The 13,995-nt window shown below is 42.9% G+C and carries 14 protein-coding genes and 1 riboswitch; of the genes, 9 read left to right on the top strand and 5 right to left on the bottom strand.

The window, feature by feature from the left end; all coding sequences use genetic code 11:
- The first annotated feature begins 360 nt into the window (after positions 1–360).
- The 8 genes from ACJB0T_RS21415 to ACJB0T_RS21380 are packed head-to-tail and all read left to right on the top strand — an operon-like array spanning position 361 to position 4,034.
- A complete protein-coding gene (locus ACJB0T_RS21415) occupies positions 361–786 on the top strand; it encodes a hypothetical protein (RefSeq protein ID WP_479292705.1) in 426 nt (141 codons plus the stop codon).
- Positions 783–992: a hypothetical protein gene (locus tag ACJB0T_RS21410; RefSeq protein WP_479292707.1), complete on the top strand. Its 210-nt coding sequence runs from the start codon at positions 783–785 to the stop codon at positions 990–992. The genes ACJB0T_RS21415 and ACJB0T_RS21410 overlap by 4 nt, the downstream gene beginning before the upstream one ends.
- Before the next feature lie 9 nt (positions 993–1,001).
- Positions 1,002–1,793: a hypothetical protein gene (locus tag ACJB0T_RS21405; RefSeq protein ID WP_479292709.1), complete on the top strand. Its 792-nt coding sequence runs from the start codon at positions 1,002–1,004 to the stop codon at positions 1,791–1,793.
- A complete protein-coding gene (locus ACJB0T_RS21400; RefSeq protein ID WP_479292710.1) occupies positions 1,790–2,290 on the top strand; it encodes a hypothetical protein in 501 nt (166 codons plus the stop codon). The genes ACJB0T_RS21405 and ACJB0T_RS21400 overlap by 4 nt, the downstream gene beginning before the upstream one ends.
- Positions 2,287–2,706 carry a hypothetical protein gene (locus ACJB0T_RS21395; RefSeq protein WP_479292712.1) on the top strand — a complete coding sequence of 140 codons (420 nt, stop codon included), beginning with the start codon at positions 2,287–2,289 and terminating at the stop codon, positions 2,704–2,706. The genes ACJB0T_RS21400 and ACJB0T_RS21395 overlap by 4 nt, the downstream gene beginning before the upstream one ends.
- A complete protein-coding gene (locus ACJB0T_RS21390; RefSeq protein WP_479292714.1) occupies positions 2,699–3,130 on the top strand; it encodes a hypothetical protein in 432 nt (143 codons plus the stop codon). The genes ACJB0T_RS21395 and ACJB0T_RS21390 overlap by 8 nt, the downstream gene beginning before the upstream one ends.
- The gene (locus ACJB0T_RS21385) at positions 3,127–3,405 is read left to right on the top strand and encodes a hypothetical protein (RefSeq protein ID WP_479292716.1); all 279 of its coding nucleotides are present in this window, start codon (positions 3,127–3,129) and stop codon (positions 3,403–3,405) included. The genes ACJB0T_RS21390 and ACJB0T_RS21385 overlap by 4 nt, the downstream gene beginning before the upstream one ends.
- 41 nt (positions 3,406–3,446) lie before the next feature.
- On the top strand, positions 3,447–4,034 hold the full coding sequence (locus tag ACJB0T_RS21380) for a hypothetical protein (protein WP_479292718.1): 588 nt from the start codon (positions 3,447–3,449) through the stop codon (positions 4,032–4,034).
- Between the two features lie 159 nt (positions 4,035–4,193).
- On the opposite strand, the gene ACJB0T_RS21375 is transcribed toward ACJB0T_RS21380, so the two are convergent.
- The 5 genes from ACJB0T_RS21375 to ACJB0T_RS21355 form a co-directional block, all read right to left on the bottom strand.
- Positions 4,194–7,901, bottom strand: a complete 3,708-nt coding sequence (locus ACJB0T_RS21375) for an HMG-box domain-containing protein (RefSeq protein ID WP_479292720.1) — start codon at positions 7,899–7,901, stop codon at positions 4,194–4,196.
- 157 nt (positions 7,902–8,058) lie between these two features.
- Positions 8,059–9,252 (bottom strand): helix-turn-helix transcriptional regulator, encoded by a 1,194-nt coding sequence (locus ACJB0T_RS21370; RefSeq protein ID WP_479292722.1) that lies wholly within the window; start codon positions 9,250–9,252, stop codon positions 8,059–8,061.
- Positions 9,253–9,696: 444 nt separating this feature from the next.
- Entirely contained in the window at positions 9,697–11,043 is a 1,347-nt protein-coding gene (gene guaD, locus ACJB0T_RS21365; RefSeq protein WP_479292723.1) for a guanine deaminase, read from the bottom strand.
- A gap of 73 nt (positions 11,044–11,116) precedes the next feature.
- Positions 11,117–11,827, bottom strand: coding sequence for a purine-nucleoside phosphorylase (deoD, locus tag ACJB0T_RS21360; RefSeq protein ID WP_479292725.1), 711 nt, complete (start codon positions 11,825–11,827; stop codon positions 11,117–11,119).
- Between the two features lie 11 nt (positions 11,828–11,838).
- The gene (locus tag ACJB0T_RS21355) at positions 11,839–13,059 is read right to left on the bottom strand and encodes a NupC/NupG family nucleoside CNT transporter (RefSeq protein ID WP_479292727.1); all 1,221 of its coding nucleotides are present in this window, start codon (positions 13,057–13,059) and stop codon (positions 11,839–11,841) included.
- A 142-nt stretch (positions 13,060–13,201) separates the two neighbouring features.
- Positions 13,202–13,299: riboswitch (purine riboswitch) on the bottom strand.
- A 245-nt stretch (positions 13,300–13,544) separates the two neighbouring features.
- On the opposite strand from ACJB0T_RS21355, the gene ACJB0T_RS21350 reads away from it, so the two are divergent.
- Positions 13,545–13,901 (top strand): YibL family ribosome-associated protein, encoded by a 357-nt coding sequence (locus ACJB0T_RS21350; RefSeq protein WP_479292728.1) that lies wholly within the window; start codon positions 13,545–13,547, stop codon positions 13,899–13,901.
- The last annotated feature ends 94 nt before the right edge of the window (positions 13,902–13,995 follow it).

The following is a 13,995-nucleotide window of genomic DNA, read 5'->3' as shown; positions in this document are numbered from 1 at the left end:
GTTTTACTTCGGCGATAACGTCGATAAGTGGGTCAATTTTAAACTGGCGTTGACATTCAATTAGCTCATCATCTTCAAGGGCATGTACTGCCTCTTTTTTTCTGCTTCTTAAATCATTTTTTAGTTTATCAAAATTCAATTTCTTTCCTTACTTTCTGGTAATACTAATAGGATAACCGGAGAAGTTACCACAATAAACAAACTGTAAATTTTTTGGATTCTATTCCTACTTAGTAAGCATCTGAACCTCTATTCAAAGGTGTGATAATCACACCATAAATACAGATGAAGCACAGAGTTTCAATGACATTAAGGCTCTCAGTATGAGTATTTTGTGAGAGCCAACTAACAAGGGAAGTTATGAATAAAGAGCAAAGATATTACGAGCGCAATAAAGCTCAATTAGCTGAGCGAAGAAAGCATAAGCGCAACTATATGTTGTTCTGTGAATTCTTGGCTGACATTGACCAGAAAGAAGAAGCGAGCTTTCTCAATGAGTGCTGTACACAAACGATTTTTAACAGAGAAGAGATACAGCGACTTTATGGTGAGTTCAGGCGTTTGAATGAAGCTGATACTTTGAAAGTTAAGAAGAATAAAAGGCTCACTCAGAGGTTTATGGCGTTCTTGAAAGCACATGAAGAGCACCAAGAGAAGACTACGAGAAAGATAGTTCAACAAGAACTAAAGAAACTAGAGAAGAAGAAAAAACCAACAATTCAAAAGATGGTATCTCAAGCGGCAACTGCTGCATTAGTTTCAAAGCTAGGCAAGGGTAAAAAGTGAAATACCCCAGTGAGCTAGAAAAGATATCTGTTCGTTACCAATCAAAGATTCAGGCTCTAGAGTCTTTTAGATTTGTTGAAATTAAAGGATATCGAATCATAGAAAAGCCAGATTACATGGTTGTTTTGGATATGGTTTCGAATGAAAGATTAGAAGTTAGTAAGTATAAGTTTGCTCAAAAACTGATTCAGTTTTTTGAGGGTTAAGGGAATAACATGGAATATAAAAATTTAGGTTGGAATGAATATCAGCCTTATGTAAGCAGCAGTGAAGAAATCTATTTAACTGCAAATGAAGAAGATTATCGAGTTGGATTAGTCAATCACAACCTTGGTGTTTTTACTATGCGTGAGGGAATTGAGCTAGGAGATTTCGATATCGAGTCTGATGGACAAGAGTCTTATATTGATAGAGCTACAGTTGAGCCTAAGCGCCTTCTAGCTACATCCAAAGCATTGCTTGATGAGGATATGGGAGCTGATTTAAAAGAAAGCTTTATTGGTCATTATCACGACTTGAGCTTAGTAGTAGAAAACCATAATTCATCGGTAAGCAATGAAGAGTATGGCGAAGAAAACAGACCAGCTATCCATCTACCATCCGACACAAAGCTTTTAACTTTGATTCGTCAGATGAAACAAGCGCAAAGAATTGGTGATAAGAAAGAAGTTTCAGAGCGAGCTATAGAGTTCATTGACATCCTAAAGCAGTACGCAGAAGCAGAACCTAAACCAACTGGCGTAAAAGAAATGAACCGTATTTTATACAAAGAGATTGGACTTGAATTCGAACCTCTTGATGATGACGACAGTGAGTGGCTTGAGCAGAATCGAATCACAGAGTCAGTAGGTTCAATTGATGTATCAGAAAGACCTAGCCTAACGCAATCAGATAAAGCGTATCAGCGAGTGTTGATGAATCTACATCAAGCGGAAGTTGAGTTGAATAAAGCACATCATATGTCTAGTGATGAATTGATTGCAAAAACGTTGGGGTTAGTAAAATGAAAGTGAACTATGCATTAGCCAACGTACTGATTACAGATGAAAACGTTAAACTTTATTGTAATAGAAAGCTAGCTGAACTTTGTTTGTACTTACCTAAAGGAAAGTCACTAGCTAATAAGGTTTCTACTAGGCTTGGTTCTTTGTGTGAGCTACAAGATTTTTTAATGCTAGTGGATGAGCACAAAAAACTACTGGAGCAGAAGGTTGTAGTTAGTGAGTCAATAAAACGTCGGCCGATTCCCTCTAGAACCTTATTAGGTCGTCTAGCGATTATCAATCAAGGAAGTCACAAGGCTTATGTTTTGCCAGTGGACCAACGATTCAAAACGCGTTCTGCGTATACAGCGTTTAGCCATAAGGAGCTTGCTCAACTACTGCCCCACCAGCAAGAACTTGTCGAGGGTAGTTTGAGAGCTTATGACCAGTTACGACTCGACGTGATTGGAGAGGAAGAGCTTCGATACTTTCATATAGAAGAGCTTGAGGTGGCATCATGAATATTAAACAAATGCTAAATCTTTATCCCGATATTAATCTATACGAACTGAGTCTAAGCGATATCAATAAGGCTTGGGACTCGATAGAGCTAATTGATGTTCTTATTACATCAAAATCAACGATTCTGAAAAAGAGAGCTATAGCACTTTTCAATGACCTAAGTCTTGTTCGTGACGCAGCTTACGGAGAGCGTCCTGAATATGTAAAGGAACGTATATCCGAAATATTAGGTATTGAGTTAAATAATTTGGAAATGAGTGAACTTGAAAAACTGAAAGATGATGCAGAGCTAAGTGCGTTAACTATCTACGCAGGAAAAGATGATACAACGAAGATATTCGAGTTCTATGAGCGAATAAAGAAAGCTAGGAAGTCAGTTACAAATGAGCAGCAGGAGTGTGTAGCTCATGAGTAGACATCAATTCACTTCAGATGAGGCTAAAGCAGCTCAACTTAAAAGCGCTCGGTCTAGGACTGAAAATGCTAAGCGTAGGTATGAACTATTAACATTGGCAAAGACATCCAACTTACAAGATATTCTTAACCAGAATGATTTGAATGTGAATCTAACAAACGAAATGAAAGCTGAGATTCAAACATGCTTTCTTAAACAAGCGCTCGCTCCTTTGGCTATTGATGCTCAGCGACATAACCACAGATTGGTAGAGATGGTCGCTCAGGGTGAGTTGGAAGAGCTGATAAAACAGATACCAACAAAGCAAGATATTTCAGTTAGCAGTGAACCAATGTCTATAAAGCAAGCGCTACGGTCAGGCATGATTGATAGTGAAAGAGTTTCACTAGATGACATTAATTTTCTGCGAGGGTTTGTCTCATGAAGTACATAGACAACTTTTTTAAGCGTGCTCTACCAGATGAAGAGCTTTATGAGTGCTATAACGATTTCACTTCAATAGACAGGCTAGCTCAGAGCTTTCTTTACCACGTAAAGGGCAATGAGCTATCTGATAGAAGTTGTGCGACTGAAAACCAGAGAGCTAGCTACAAAGAGCTTGTAATGAGGTCTAGTGACCCAATCGAGTTGATTGAAACGATTAAAATGATGCCTGCTCAAGCCGCTATCAAAGAGCTGTCAATATTTTCTACCTGTTGAGCTGTTTGTGGCATACTCACTTTTTGAGTAGAGGAGTTGAGATGTTTGAAATTGCTACAGACCATTTAAAAATTGAATTTCTTCCAAAGGCAGAGTGTAGCTTTGTCACTACTTATGGGTACGCAACTATTCGTTGCGAACACATCAGAGCAGATGAGTTTGGGTTTGTTGAGTTTTGTGTTGATGATGATGCCTTAACAACAATTCAGTTGCTCGAAGAAGAAGCAAATATTATCCAATTGTTTGCTGACTCATTAATCTATTGTGAGCAACGTGAAATAGCTGGAAAACAGTTTGCCTACGCCCCAGTTTGCAAGCTAACGTCAATCGATGGTGAAGTCGGTTCGCTTCAATTTAAGAATGGAGCCATGGTCTTTACGCCTGATGAAGGTGAGTCATATAAACTGCGTCTTAGTGAGCAAGACTGCTTTACCCTACTTGGATTCACATCATCATTGGACAGTATCCTTGAAGAGCGCCTAGAGTCCTACAACTCAAAGTACAACTCTTACCCTGATTGGTTCGTGGGTTTTAAGGAGCTATCTAAGCAAAAGCTTGAAGCGTATCAAGAGCAGAAAGGAACTCTTCCAAGCTGGTATCAGTCATTAATGAGAAACTTATTAGATTGAGTAAGTCGTCTAAACTTAGTAGAATGAGCACATAACAAAGGTGCTTTATAGAACCTAGGCTGGCGTGTTTTGAGTCACCACGATCACATTGTGAAACTGGACTGATTAAAAAAGGCACCTATCTAAGATAAGTGCCTTCAATTAGTGAGTTAGCAGAAGTTAATTAAAGTGATCAGCTTTTGCTTCACGGGTAAACTCTACAGTCCAATTGGACATGTACCCATCATTGTTGGTGCCTATAGTATTCGCGCTGCTCCAAGCTGTCACTTGCTCAAATGACTTGAGAACAAATTTATTGCCACCGACATCGACGATATAAAAAATAAACCGTGCCGTAATACTGCCAGTATTAAATGTCGTTTGATACCCCACACCATTCTCGTCATCAATAAGCACCCAAGTACCGGAGATAATCTGTTCTGGCTCATCATCTGAAGCAGGGATGATTAGCTTCGCATCGCCGGATTGCCCGTTCGCATCATTGACATCAAAAATGATGGTTTCTGGATCGCTAATATCTTCATCAACGCGTTTCATGACAACGACTTCACTGTCTTCAATAAGATCGTCAGCAATGCGAGGCATATACATGATACTGCTAAAGTTTTGTTCGTCGATACAGTTCGAAACGGCCATTAGGTAGTCGGTATAGCTTGAAGTGGTCGCAGGCGCGCCAGCGTCATCATCAAACTCATCTCGACTTGATGCCCTGTCGCAGTTATAGATATCCGTACCAATGGTACTGAGTAAGTACGACCAAGCATTATCGTCACCTTCCCAATACTCAACCACATAGATACCGGACTCATCGATATCCAAGACCCCAAAGTGAGCTTCGGTTACCCCATCCCAGCTGAGTTCAATCACATTGCCAGTCTGGTTGATTGACCAGTCGAAATCACCATAGTTGATGCCGTTATATACTTCATTACCGGTCATGTCGTCATTAAAGCTAAATAGTATACTGCCATTGTCATAACTACTATGCCATGCAAAGACTTGGTCAGTTAATGTCAAATCACTGGTTTGAAGTTCAGGGGAACTAACACCTTGACAGTCATAATATGCCGATAGCTCAGATTCAAGTACGGCAATGCTATTAATAGAGTCATCGTCTACTCTACAAAATTCCTTGTCTTTCGTTAACGTAAAGTCTTCGGACCAAACTTCAGACATAGCTTGATTATCTTCAGTCCATTCGTCATAGGTGGTAAAGGCATACTGGTCGTTTATCGTATCGATAAGCGCCCACTGCCATGTACCACCATCTTCGTAGTTAATAGTGAGAATATCATCAGCAATACTCCATGTTACTGAGTAATTATCAGTTAAGTCTCCATCTTTGACGACAGTCGCTTCTCCATCGGGTGCAAAATAGTATTCTCTAGTGCTTACACCGTCACCTCGAGTACGTAAATAGCTATTGCCTTCGAACATGCTGTTGGTCAGTTCGAGTTTGCCGCCACAAGCAGAAATAGCATCTTCAAAATCAGACTCCGTTGCTGTTGCGGATCCGCTTTCATCCCATGTATCACCAGCGTCACAGACAAACTGGCGTCTTAATGCTGTTTGATACTCCGTTAGTGCAGAGTCGTTGAAAAGAGTCAAAGTCGTTATCTTTTCAGGGCTTTCTTCGGCATAGCTGACCAAGCTACCTTGGTAGACTTGGGTATCCTCTCCTTGAGCGGTAAACTCTGAAAAAATGACGGTTTTGGAAGGTAAAGCATCGTCGCCAATGGTGTCAATGATGGCATCAGGCAGAGTAAACGACACAACGTCTACAGAGTTAACACTACTCTCTGCCCATGTCGTTGTTATTGGTTCCTCGGTTAGCGTCTGCATAATCGCAAACTCGTCTGAATCAGTGAGTTTGAAGAAATAGACAATTGGCTCGACGCTGGTATCCTCATTTCCATCGACAAGCTGCACTGCGATGTTGTTGGCAATGAATATACCACTCAGGTCACTCGTCATCCCTCCAGTGAGTTCAGATTGGCTCGATGATGACACAGAATCAAGGTTGGAGATGACTACATTGTTGGTCGATTCCACTGCGTCATCAAGCTGGTAAAAGTCTTCTGTAATGTAGGCGGTTAGACTGAGTGCTTCGGCACCTTGTGAGTACTGTGAACTTTTGTTCACGAATGGCCAATAATTGGTGTAATTGCTAATCACTTCACCTTCAAGGTCGACTGGCGTACCTATGAGCGTAAAGTTGGCGAATGTACTTCCGTTATCAGAAATGTTGCCGGTCCAAGCTCTGCCATCATAATCAAGCTTAACGTTAGCTTCAGTTTGAACCCAGCCAGAATCGGACAGCCAGATGTCATTGAGCTCTACACCATCCCAACTGGCAGTGCCTCCTTCGTCATATGAAAGGCTTTCGGAGTAGCTATACTCAGCAGACCAAACCCCTTCAGCCTCAGATAGTGCAAAAACCGAACGGTCCATATTAGGGTCATCAAACTCTAGATCTCCCCACAACTCATAGACAGTATTATTTCTGTCAAAAAAAGCTGAGATCACAACGGAGCCCGCCGTACCTACGCTGTCATCAAGAGGCGCAACGTCTTCGTCATCTAGGACGCCATCATTGTCGTCATCAGGGTCAGAATTGTTACCGATGCCATCTTCATCGGTGTCTACAGACTCTGTGCTATCGAGTGGGAAAGCGTCGTCTACATCTAATGTTTCGTCGTTGTCGTCATCAGGATCGGCATTGTTACCGATACCATCTTCGTCGGTGTCTATAGACTCTGTGCTATCGAGTGGGAAAGCGTCGTCTACGTCTAATGTTTCGTCATTATCGTCGTCAGGGTCAGAATTGTCACCGATACCATCATTGTCAGTGTCTAACCATTCAGAGGAATCAAATGGATAGGTATCGACATTGTTGTTGTAAGTATCGCCATCAATATCGTCATCCATGTTATCGCCGACACCATCACCATCAGTGTCCCGTGTTGAAAACTTATAACCCTCTGGGTAGGCATCTTCTATCTTGTTAATGCTATCGTTAAAGTCATCGAGGATATCTGGAACACCATCGCCGTCAATATCAGCTTCCTTTTCTTCACTCGTTAATGTTCGATATTCGCCGTCAGTGCTTTCTTTCACGATTTCAATGTCACTGAGATCAGAGCCCTCTTCGGCCAAAGCGGTACCTAAGGCATTTTTTAGCTTGTTGAGATCGCTGTTCACGCTTGTACTGTCGCCAGCAGCATTTTGTTTAAGCTCGTCTCGGTTGCTTGGCAAGGTTTCGCTCTTCACGATGAGTTGAGCAAGGTTGGCGAGTTTGTTTTCGCTATTAGAAATAAAGTCACCCAGAAGCGCAGTGCCTTCCGGTAGTTCGAGATCTTCAACGACTTGCTGGGTTGCTGCTTCTATGGTTGCCTGTTCATTAGTAGAATTTCGGCTTAACTCTTTTCGTTTTAGGTAAACGAGTGTTGTCAAAGGTGTAACTTTTGTTTCCCCAGCGGGCGCGGCCATCATATAGGGATTGTCGACAATACTGTTAGGATTGTTGGCAATGGCCTCTTCACGCGTGGTATTCGGGTTAGACCCCAGATCGACAGTGCCTGCTCGAACTTCGACTATGATTGGATGATTATTTGGGTTATCAATGCCGTTAATATCAAGGCTGACAATACCACCAGCACCAGTCGTGCCACTGGGCTCATTGCTATCGAATTCACCATTTTCGATCACGTCTAACCAAACAAATGCACCATGCAAATATCCATCAATTGCTGTTACGCTTAGTCGACTATTAGCCGAACCATTATCTGTCGAGGTATCACTACCGCCCCCACAAGCAGCAAGCACTGATACGATTGACATCGCCAGCGCACTTTTCACTAGTCTCATATTAAGCCTCTTATCCATTCTTATAGTAGCAATTCCAGTTGCTCTGTATCTTTATCTTTGCGTACGACTATGTTTTGGCCTTCTAGTATTTGGCCTTCTAGTATTTGGCCTACATATGAATGAAGTTGAGATGAGATAGGACTGCAAATACCTGACTTTAATTCCCCCCTTTTAGGGGTGAGGAAATAGAATTAATTGTGATAATTATCACAATCAATTCTGACTGTTTGCTAACACCAAACTTGCTGAAGATTTTTTGTATGTGATCTTTGATAGTGTAATGGGAGCGGTGAAGTTGCTGCGCAATTTGTACACGGGTTAAACCAAGAATTATTCCTTCGCAGATGCGAATTTCCATATCACTGAGTTGGTAAAGAGACTTAATCAGATCAGTGTTTAGTTGAGGCTTTAGTGAAGGATCAATGAAGTAAACCAAGCACTGTTGCGCACCTTTTTGAAGGGAAAGTGGTGAGAAAACACAATGCAGCTTTGAACCGTCACTTTTGTTTATGGTTAGACAAGACATAGGGAGGGGCCGATTCGTTTGGTTTTGTGTCACAACGAAGCCGTGCATCTTAAACTGTTGCTGTTGTTCTTGGTTCTTGAATTGAAATTTATGGTGATTAATTTCCATCAGATCTTCGTTGTCGATGTAAGCGCACAGAGCGGCGTTATAAGCCAATACCTCGTTGTTACAACCGAGCAACAGGGTTGGGAGAGGGGAGTGTTCGACATAGTGATATTGTGTGTTGGTTTCTGTACTATATCGATTTGCGTGATAAGCGCTGTAAGCTTGTTTTATATGAGGAGTTAATAGATCGAGTAGCTCTAATTCGTCTTGACAAAAATGTCCTTGTGCTGCCTTTCTGTGAGCTGCGATGCATACAATGTGGTGTTCATTATCAAGAACAACTGCGCAGCAAACATCAAAAAACGTGTGTCTATCAAACCATTGCTCAGCAGATGATTGAACCTGATGAGGATGGGTCATTTCGGCACGACCAATATCCCTTAATAATGAATAGAACTTTTCCGGTGGATTCGTTTGCATAAAGTCTAATACGTAATCGTTGGTGAAGTACTTGTTTTCAATATATTCGAGCAGTGCTTGCGTGGAATGACCGGACATCCAAGCTGAGTCGATGCTTAATGTTGACTTATTGGTTGAGTATATAGCTATATCTGATAAGTCAAAGCATTGCACCATAGTGTCGACGAAACCCTGAAAGCCATTATCAGAGTTTATGGAACGATAAAGTAGTTCTAATAGACTATTATATTGTTCTATTGGTATAGGCAGGTTTTGTAAAGCGTTCTCAATTGAAAAATGAGCAACTGACGGAGTGTTCATATTTTACTTGATACCATTTTATAAATTACATCAATGTAGTTTTGAGGATAGTATCAATAAGCAATTTGTCTAGTTGATGTGCTGCTATCTATATGAGTAGAAAGTATAATTCCTCCGTCTTTACAGCTGTCAACCTTACTTAGGAAACTCTGTCTCAATTATCTCCAAAAGCTATTTGTGTTTAACCGAATGACGGTTGCGCCGGTGCATGTATGCGCTGGGAAGCAGGGCAGAACATGGTTGAATTGGCCAATTAGCCTGTGCTGCCGGTTTGAGGTTTCTCTCTCGATAGGTAATGACAAAGGCTTTTAACAAGTTTAAGTCTAAATTAGGAAGTGAACGTTTTATGGAGACGCCTCCTATTTGATGTTGGTGTTAACTCTAAAGGTACAATAGCCCGCAATCAGCGCGGGCTATTTCTGTTATTGAGTGTCGTGTAAACGGCTACTTAACCTTTCGGCCACTGACCCAAACGGAGGAAATCGCAGGCTCGGTGGTATGTACAATGATTTTCTCCAAAATGTCTTGCTCGCTATCGAGATCATCATAAACGCGAACTTGGCTACCTTGGGTGTTGCTATCAACCACAAGTGCGTCGAAGCAGTATCCGGGTTTGAATACGCCAACGGGTAAATCGAGCGTCAGGCCGCCGCCATGAGTGGCAAGCCAGAATGCTTCCACAAATGACACGCGCGTGTTCGCTTCGCCGCGCTGTTCCATGATATGAGTATTCGTGCCTGCTTCGCGCACGCGAGAGTGACTCACGGCATCTAAGGCCGCGTGGAAGATAGAAGGCAGTGGTCCGCCAGACAAATCAGAGCCTAGACCGACATGAAGGTCTTTATTGATTGCTTCTCTTAGTGGAAATGCTGCATCGGCAAAGTACATGTTGGAGAGAGGGCAGTGAGCAATACCAGCACCAACTTTTTTGATGGTTTCTTTATCACTTTCACTTAGAAAGATTGAATGGGCGAGTACCGTTTTACGCGTCAGCAGTCCGGTTTCGTTGTACAACTCAACATCCGTTTTTTGATAGGTTTGTTCTGTGAAGTCTCGAGCCCAATCGCTTTCTGAGGCATGAGTTTGTACGTGGCACTGATATTGGGAAACCAGTTTGCCCAAACCCTCTAGTAGTGCTTTGGTTGATGTCGGTACAAAGCGGGGAGTGACAACGGGATAAACTAGCCCTTGCTGTGCATCTATTTGATTCACATTTTGGATGAAAGCTTCTGCGTCAGAGAGCGCCTGCTGTGTTGATGACTCAACGTAGTAATCCGGACACATCGACTTTTCATCCATAGAGATTTTACCGACCAGCGCGCGTTGTCCTTTCTCTTTACACACGCTCGCTAGGTATTCTGATGGCGCACCATCAATTGTGGCAAAGTACATGGCGGTTGTCGTGCCATGCGCAAGCAGTGTGTCTACTAACTCAGGGTAAATTCGAGCGGCAAATGTGAGGTCGCTGTAGCGGCTCTCTAGTGGAAAAGTGTACTGGTTTAGCCAATCATGCAGCGGAAGATCCAGCCCTTTGCCTGCTTGAGGCCATTGCGGTGCGTGAGTATGAAGATCAACGAGACCCGGCAGCAAGTATTGATGGTCGGCTAAGCGCGTTAAGCTACTATTATTTTCGTGTTGTTCGACGAGCTGCGTGTAGTCTGAATGATTGGGTGATAATACTTGGGTAATCATTCCCAAACCATCAATTTCAATACACGCCTGCGCGATATAGTCGAATGTCCCTTTCTCTGGGGCATGATATAGATTAGCAATAAAGGCTTGATTTGACATCTCAGTTCCTAAAAACGTATGGCTAAAATGCGACTTATTAAAAAGCCCAGCCAAATGCTGGGCTTGATAAAGATTACAGTGTCAACGCGGTTTTCAGCGCCACGTTAATCATTTCGTGCAGCTCTGTACGACGTTCATCAGCGGTGAGGTGCTCACCTTTGGTGATGTGGTCGGTCACAGTGCACATTGCAATCGCCTTACAGCCATTTTCAGCAGCACACGAGTAAAGCGCGTTCACTTCCATTTCTACCCCCAGTACACCGTACTTAGCCATAAGCTCGTACATATCAAAATCTGGACGATAGAACAGATCAGAAGAGAATACCTGACCGACGCGGTAGCTCATGTCGGTTTCGCTCAGCACGGATACACAGTTTTGCAGCATGTTGAAATCAGCTAGCGCGGCGTAGTCGTGATCACGGAAACGAATGCGGTTGATTTTAGAGTCCGTTGATGCTCCCATTGCGACGATAACGTCTTTCAGTTTTACATCGTCGTGAATGGCACCACAGCTGCCGATTCGAATGAAGTTCTTAACGCCGAATTCAGTCATTAACTCATGAAAGTAGATCGTCGCAGAAGGGCCACCCATACCGTGAGCCATAACGGACATTTCTTTACCTTGGTAAGTGCCGGTATAGCCGTATACGTTGCGAACATCGCTCACCAAACGCGGGTTTTCTAGGTAAGTTTCAGCAATCAACTTAGCGCGAAGTGGGTCTCCTGGCATTAGAATCGTTTCTGCAAAGTCACCTTTGTTCGCATTAATATGTGGAGTAGGCATGGAGTTTTTCCTTAAGACAGAGTGATAAGCAGGCCAGCGATAGTGCCTGACATTAAGTTCGCTAGAATGGCGCCAAATAGTACACGTGGGCCAATTTCAACAAGCAGAGGACGACGCTCTGGGTTCATAGCGCCAATACCGCCAATCACCATGGCGAGCGAGCCAATGTTGGCAAAGCCGCACAGGCTAAAGGCAATGATAGCTTGAGTCTTTGCTGACAAGGTTTCGCTGACTTCAACAAAGCTCATGTAAGCAACAAATTCGTTTACGGCAATCTTTTTACCTATAAGAGCACCCGCGGTAACCGCTTCGCTCCACGGTACACCCATTAGGAATGTCAGCGGTGATAGGATATAACCGATAATCAGTTCAAGGCTCGCGTTCTCGAAGCCAGCAAGACCACCAAGGCCGGAGATAATGCCGTTAAGTAGTGCCACTAACGCAACAAAAGAGATGACAAGTGCGGTTACTGTTGCTGCTTGGTGCATACCAACTAGAGAGCCTTCTGTAATCGCATCGAGTAGCGATTTTGGAGCGTCTTTGTCGTCAACTTTGATGGCTTTGTCAGTAGTAACTTCCTCGGTTTGTGGACATAGCAGCTTCGCAAACAGCAGGCCAGCGGGCGCTGTCATAAAACATGCGGTAATAATGTACTTTGGATCCACACCTAAGCTGATATAGCCAATCATAGTACCACCAGCGACACTCGCGAGACCGCCAGTCATTACCGCGAATAGCTCCGAACGAGTCATATTTTTGACAAGTGGGCGAATCATAGACGGCGCTTCGATAGGACCAACAAAAATGTTTGCGGTTGCGCTTAGTGATTCTGCTTTTGACGTGCCCAGTAGCTTGGTTAACACGCCACCAATCACGTTGATCAGCGTTTGCATGATGTTGAGGTAGTACAGTGCAGAAATAAGCGCCGAAATAAAGATAATGACGCAAAGTACGTTGATGACGAAAATGAAGCCCATTTCGAACTTACCTAAGCCACCAAAAGCGAACGCTAGACCTTCATTAGCGTAGGAAATAACGTGATTGACGCCATTCGACATGCCTTGCAAAATTTGCTCACCCAGAGGGACAAACATAACGAAGGCACCAAAACCAATTTGTGCGGTCAGGGCAAGTAGGACAGTACGTTTATTGATGGCTTGACGGTTTTCAGAGAAAAGAAAACCAACGGATAGCAGTGCGATAATTCCGACAATGCTCATAAGTAGTGACATGATACAACTCTTTCATGTGTTACCTAGCAATGTCCGTATTAAATAGGTAGTAATAAATCTAAGTGATCGCACTTGTCTCAGGTATTAAGTGCGTGTGTATAAATAACACTCACTGATCAGACTTATTTGGCATAAGAGCAGATGTGGATTCGAGTCATTTTATAGCGGAGCATTATTGGTGCTCTGTAGAAACGCTTCACCCTATCTGAAGCTTATACAAAATGCCTGACAGTAAGTCCCCAATTTGGGGTGAGCGGATTCTATAGAAAGGTTTTTGCGATTGCAACCGTTTGCTTTTTACTATTTCAACGGTTTGAGAAATTTCTGCGTTCAACTCTGGCATTCTTGAATCGTAAACTTTATGATGCGCGACCAAGATACGGGATCGTGCGCACTGATGTCAGTTATGCAGATTGGCTGCGGATAAGTTAGACTCTGAATATCCAGCGTTTGTCCCCATCATTCACCATAAAAAGGTCCATGCCATGAGCTCGAAACAAGAACTCCAGAAACTGAATAACCGCCTAGATAAGTGCAAGCACAAGCTAAATGGAGCTAAAGCTCGTGGTGACAATGAAATGATTTCACGTTTTACTGATGAAATTGACAAAATAACCAAGAAACTGGCCCAACTAAAGCACAAGCAAAGCTACGACATGAACAAAGAGCGTAAGAGTTTGCTGGACATGCCTTTCTCTCGTGAAATCACCAAAGCAGAGCAGGCGGATATGGGTAAGCTGAAAAAGTCTGTGAAAGGCTTAGTTGTTGTTCACCCAATGACGAAAATTGGTAAAGAGCTGAAGCTTAAGGTAATGACAGGTTACGCACCAAAACCTTTCTAACGCAGTTTTAGCCAAGAAGGCGTACGTGAACAACGTGCGCCTTTTTTGTTTGCCCAGCGAAGCTGGCAAACCCGTCAGGTTGAAAGAAACCTGA

Source organism: Vibrio sp. CB1-5 (assembly GCF_059412285.1).
The sequence above is the reverse complement of the archived record's forward strand: the minus strand, read 5'-3'. Positions and strand labels throughout refer to the sequence as shown.

Coding starts and splice junctions, on each gene's coding strand:
- guaD (WP_479292723.1), bottom strand. CDS start 11,043: ATGTCAAATCAAGCCTTTATTGCTAATCTATATCATGCCCCAGAGAAA.
- ACJB0T_RS21380 (WP_479292718.1), top strand. CDS start 3,447: ATGTTTGAAATTGCTACAGACCATTTAAAAATTGAATTTCTTCCAAAG.
- deoD (WP_479292725.1), bottom strand. CDS start 11,827: ATGCCTACTCCACATATTAATGCGAACAAAGGTGACTTTGCAGAAACG.
- ACJB0T_RS21355 (WP_479292727.1), bottom strand. CDS start 13,059: ATGTCACTACTTATGAGCATTGTCGGAATTATCGCACTGCTATCCGTT.
- ACJB0T_RS21400 (WP_479292710.1), top strand. CDS start 1,790: ATGAAAGTGAACTATGCATTAGCCAACGTACTGATTACAGATGAAAAC.
- ACJB0T_RS21375 (WP_479292720.1), bottom strand. CDS start 7,901: ATGAGACTAGTGAAAAGTGCGCTGGCGATGTCAATCGTATCAGTGCTT.
- ACJB0T_RS21350 (WP_479292728.1), top strand. CDS start 13,545: ATGAGCTCGAAACAAGAACTCCAGAAACTGAATAACCGCCTAGATAAG.
- ACJB0T_RS21370 (WP_479292722.1), bottom strand. CDS start 9,252: ATGAACACTCCGTCAGTTGCTCATTTTTCAATTGAGAACGCTTTACAA.
- ACJB0T_RS21415 (WP_479292705.1), top strand. CDS start 361: ATGAATAAAGAGCAAAGATATTACGAGCGCAATAAAGCTCAATTAGCT.
- ACJB0T_RS21385 (WP_479292716.1), top strand. CDS start 3,127: ATGAAGTACATAGACAACTTTTTTAAGCGTGCTCTACCAGATGAAGAG.
- ACJB0T_RS21390 (WP_479292714.1), top strand. CDS start 2,699: ATGAGTAGACATCAATTCACTTCAGATGAGGCTAAAGCAGCTCAACTT.
- ACJB0T_RS21405 (WP_479292709.1), top strand. CDS start 1,002: ATGGAATATAAAAATTTAGGTTGGAATGAATATCAGCCTTATGTAAGC.
- ACJB0T_RS21395 (WP_479292712.1), top strand. CDS start 2,287: ATGAATATTAAACAAATGCTAAATCTTTATCCCGATATTAATCTATAC.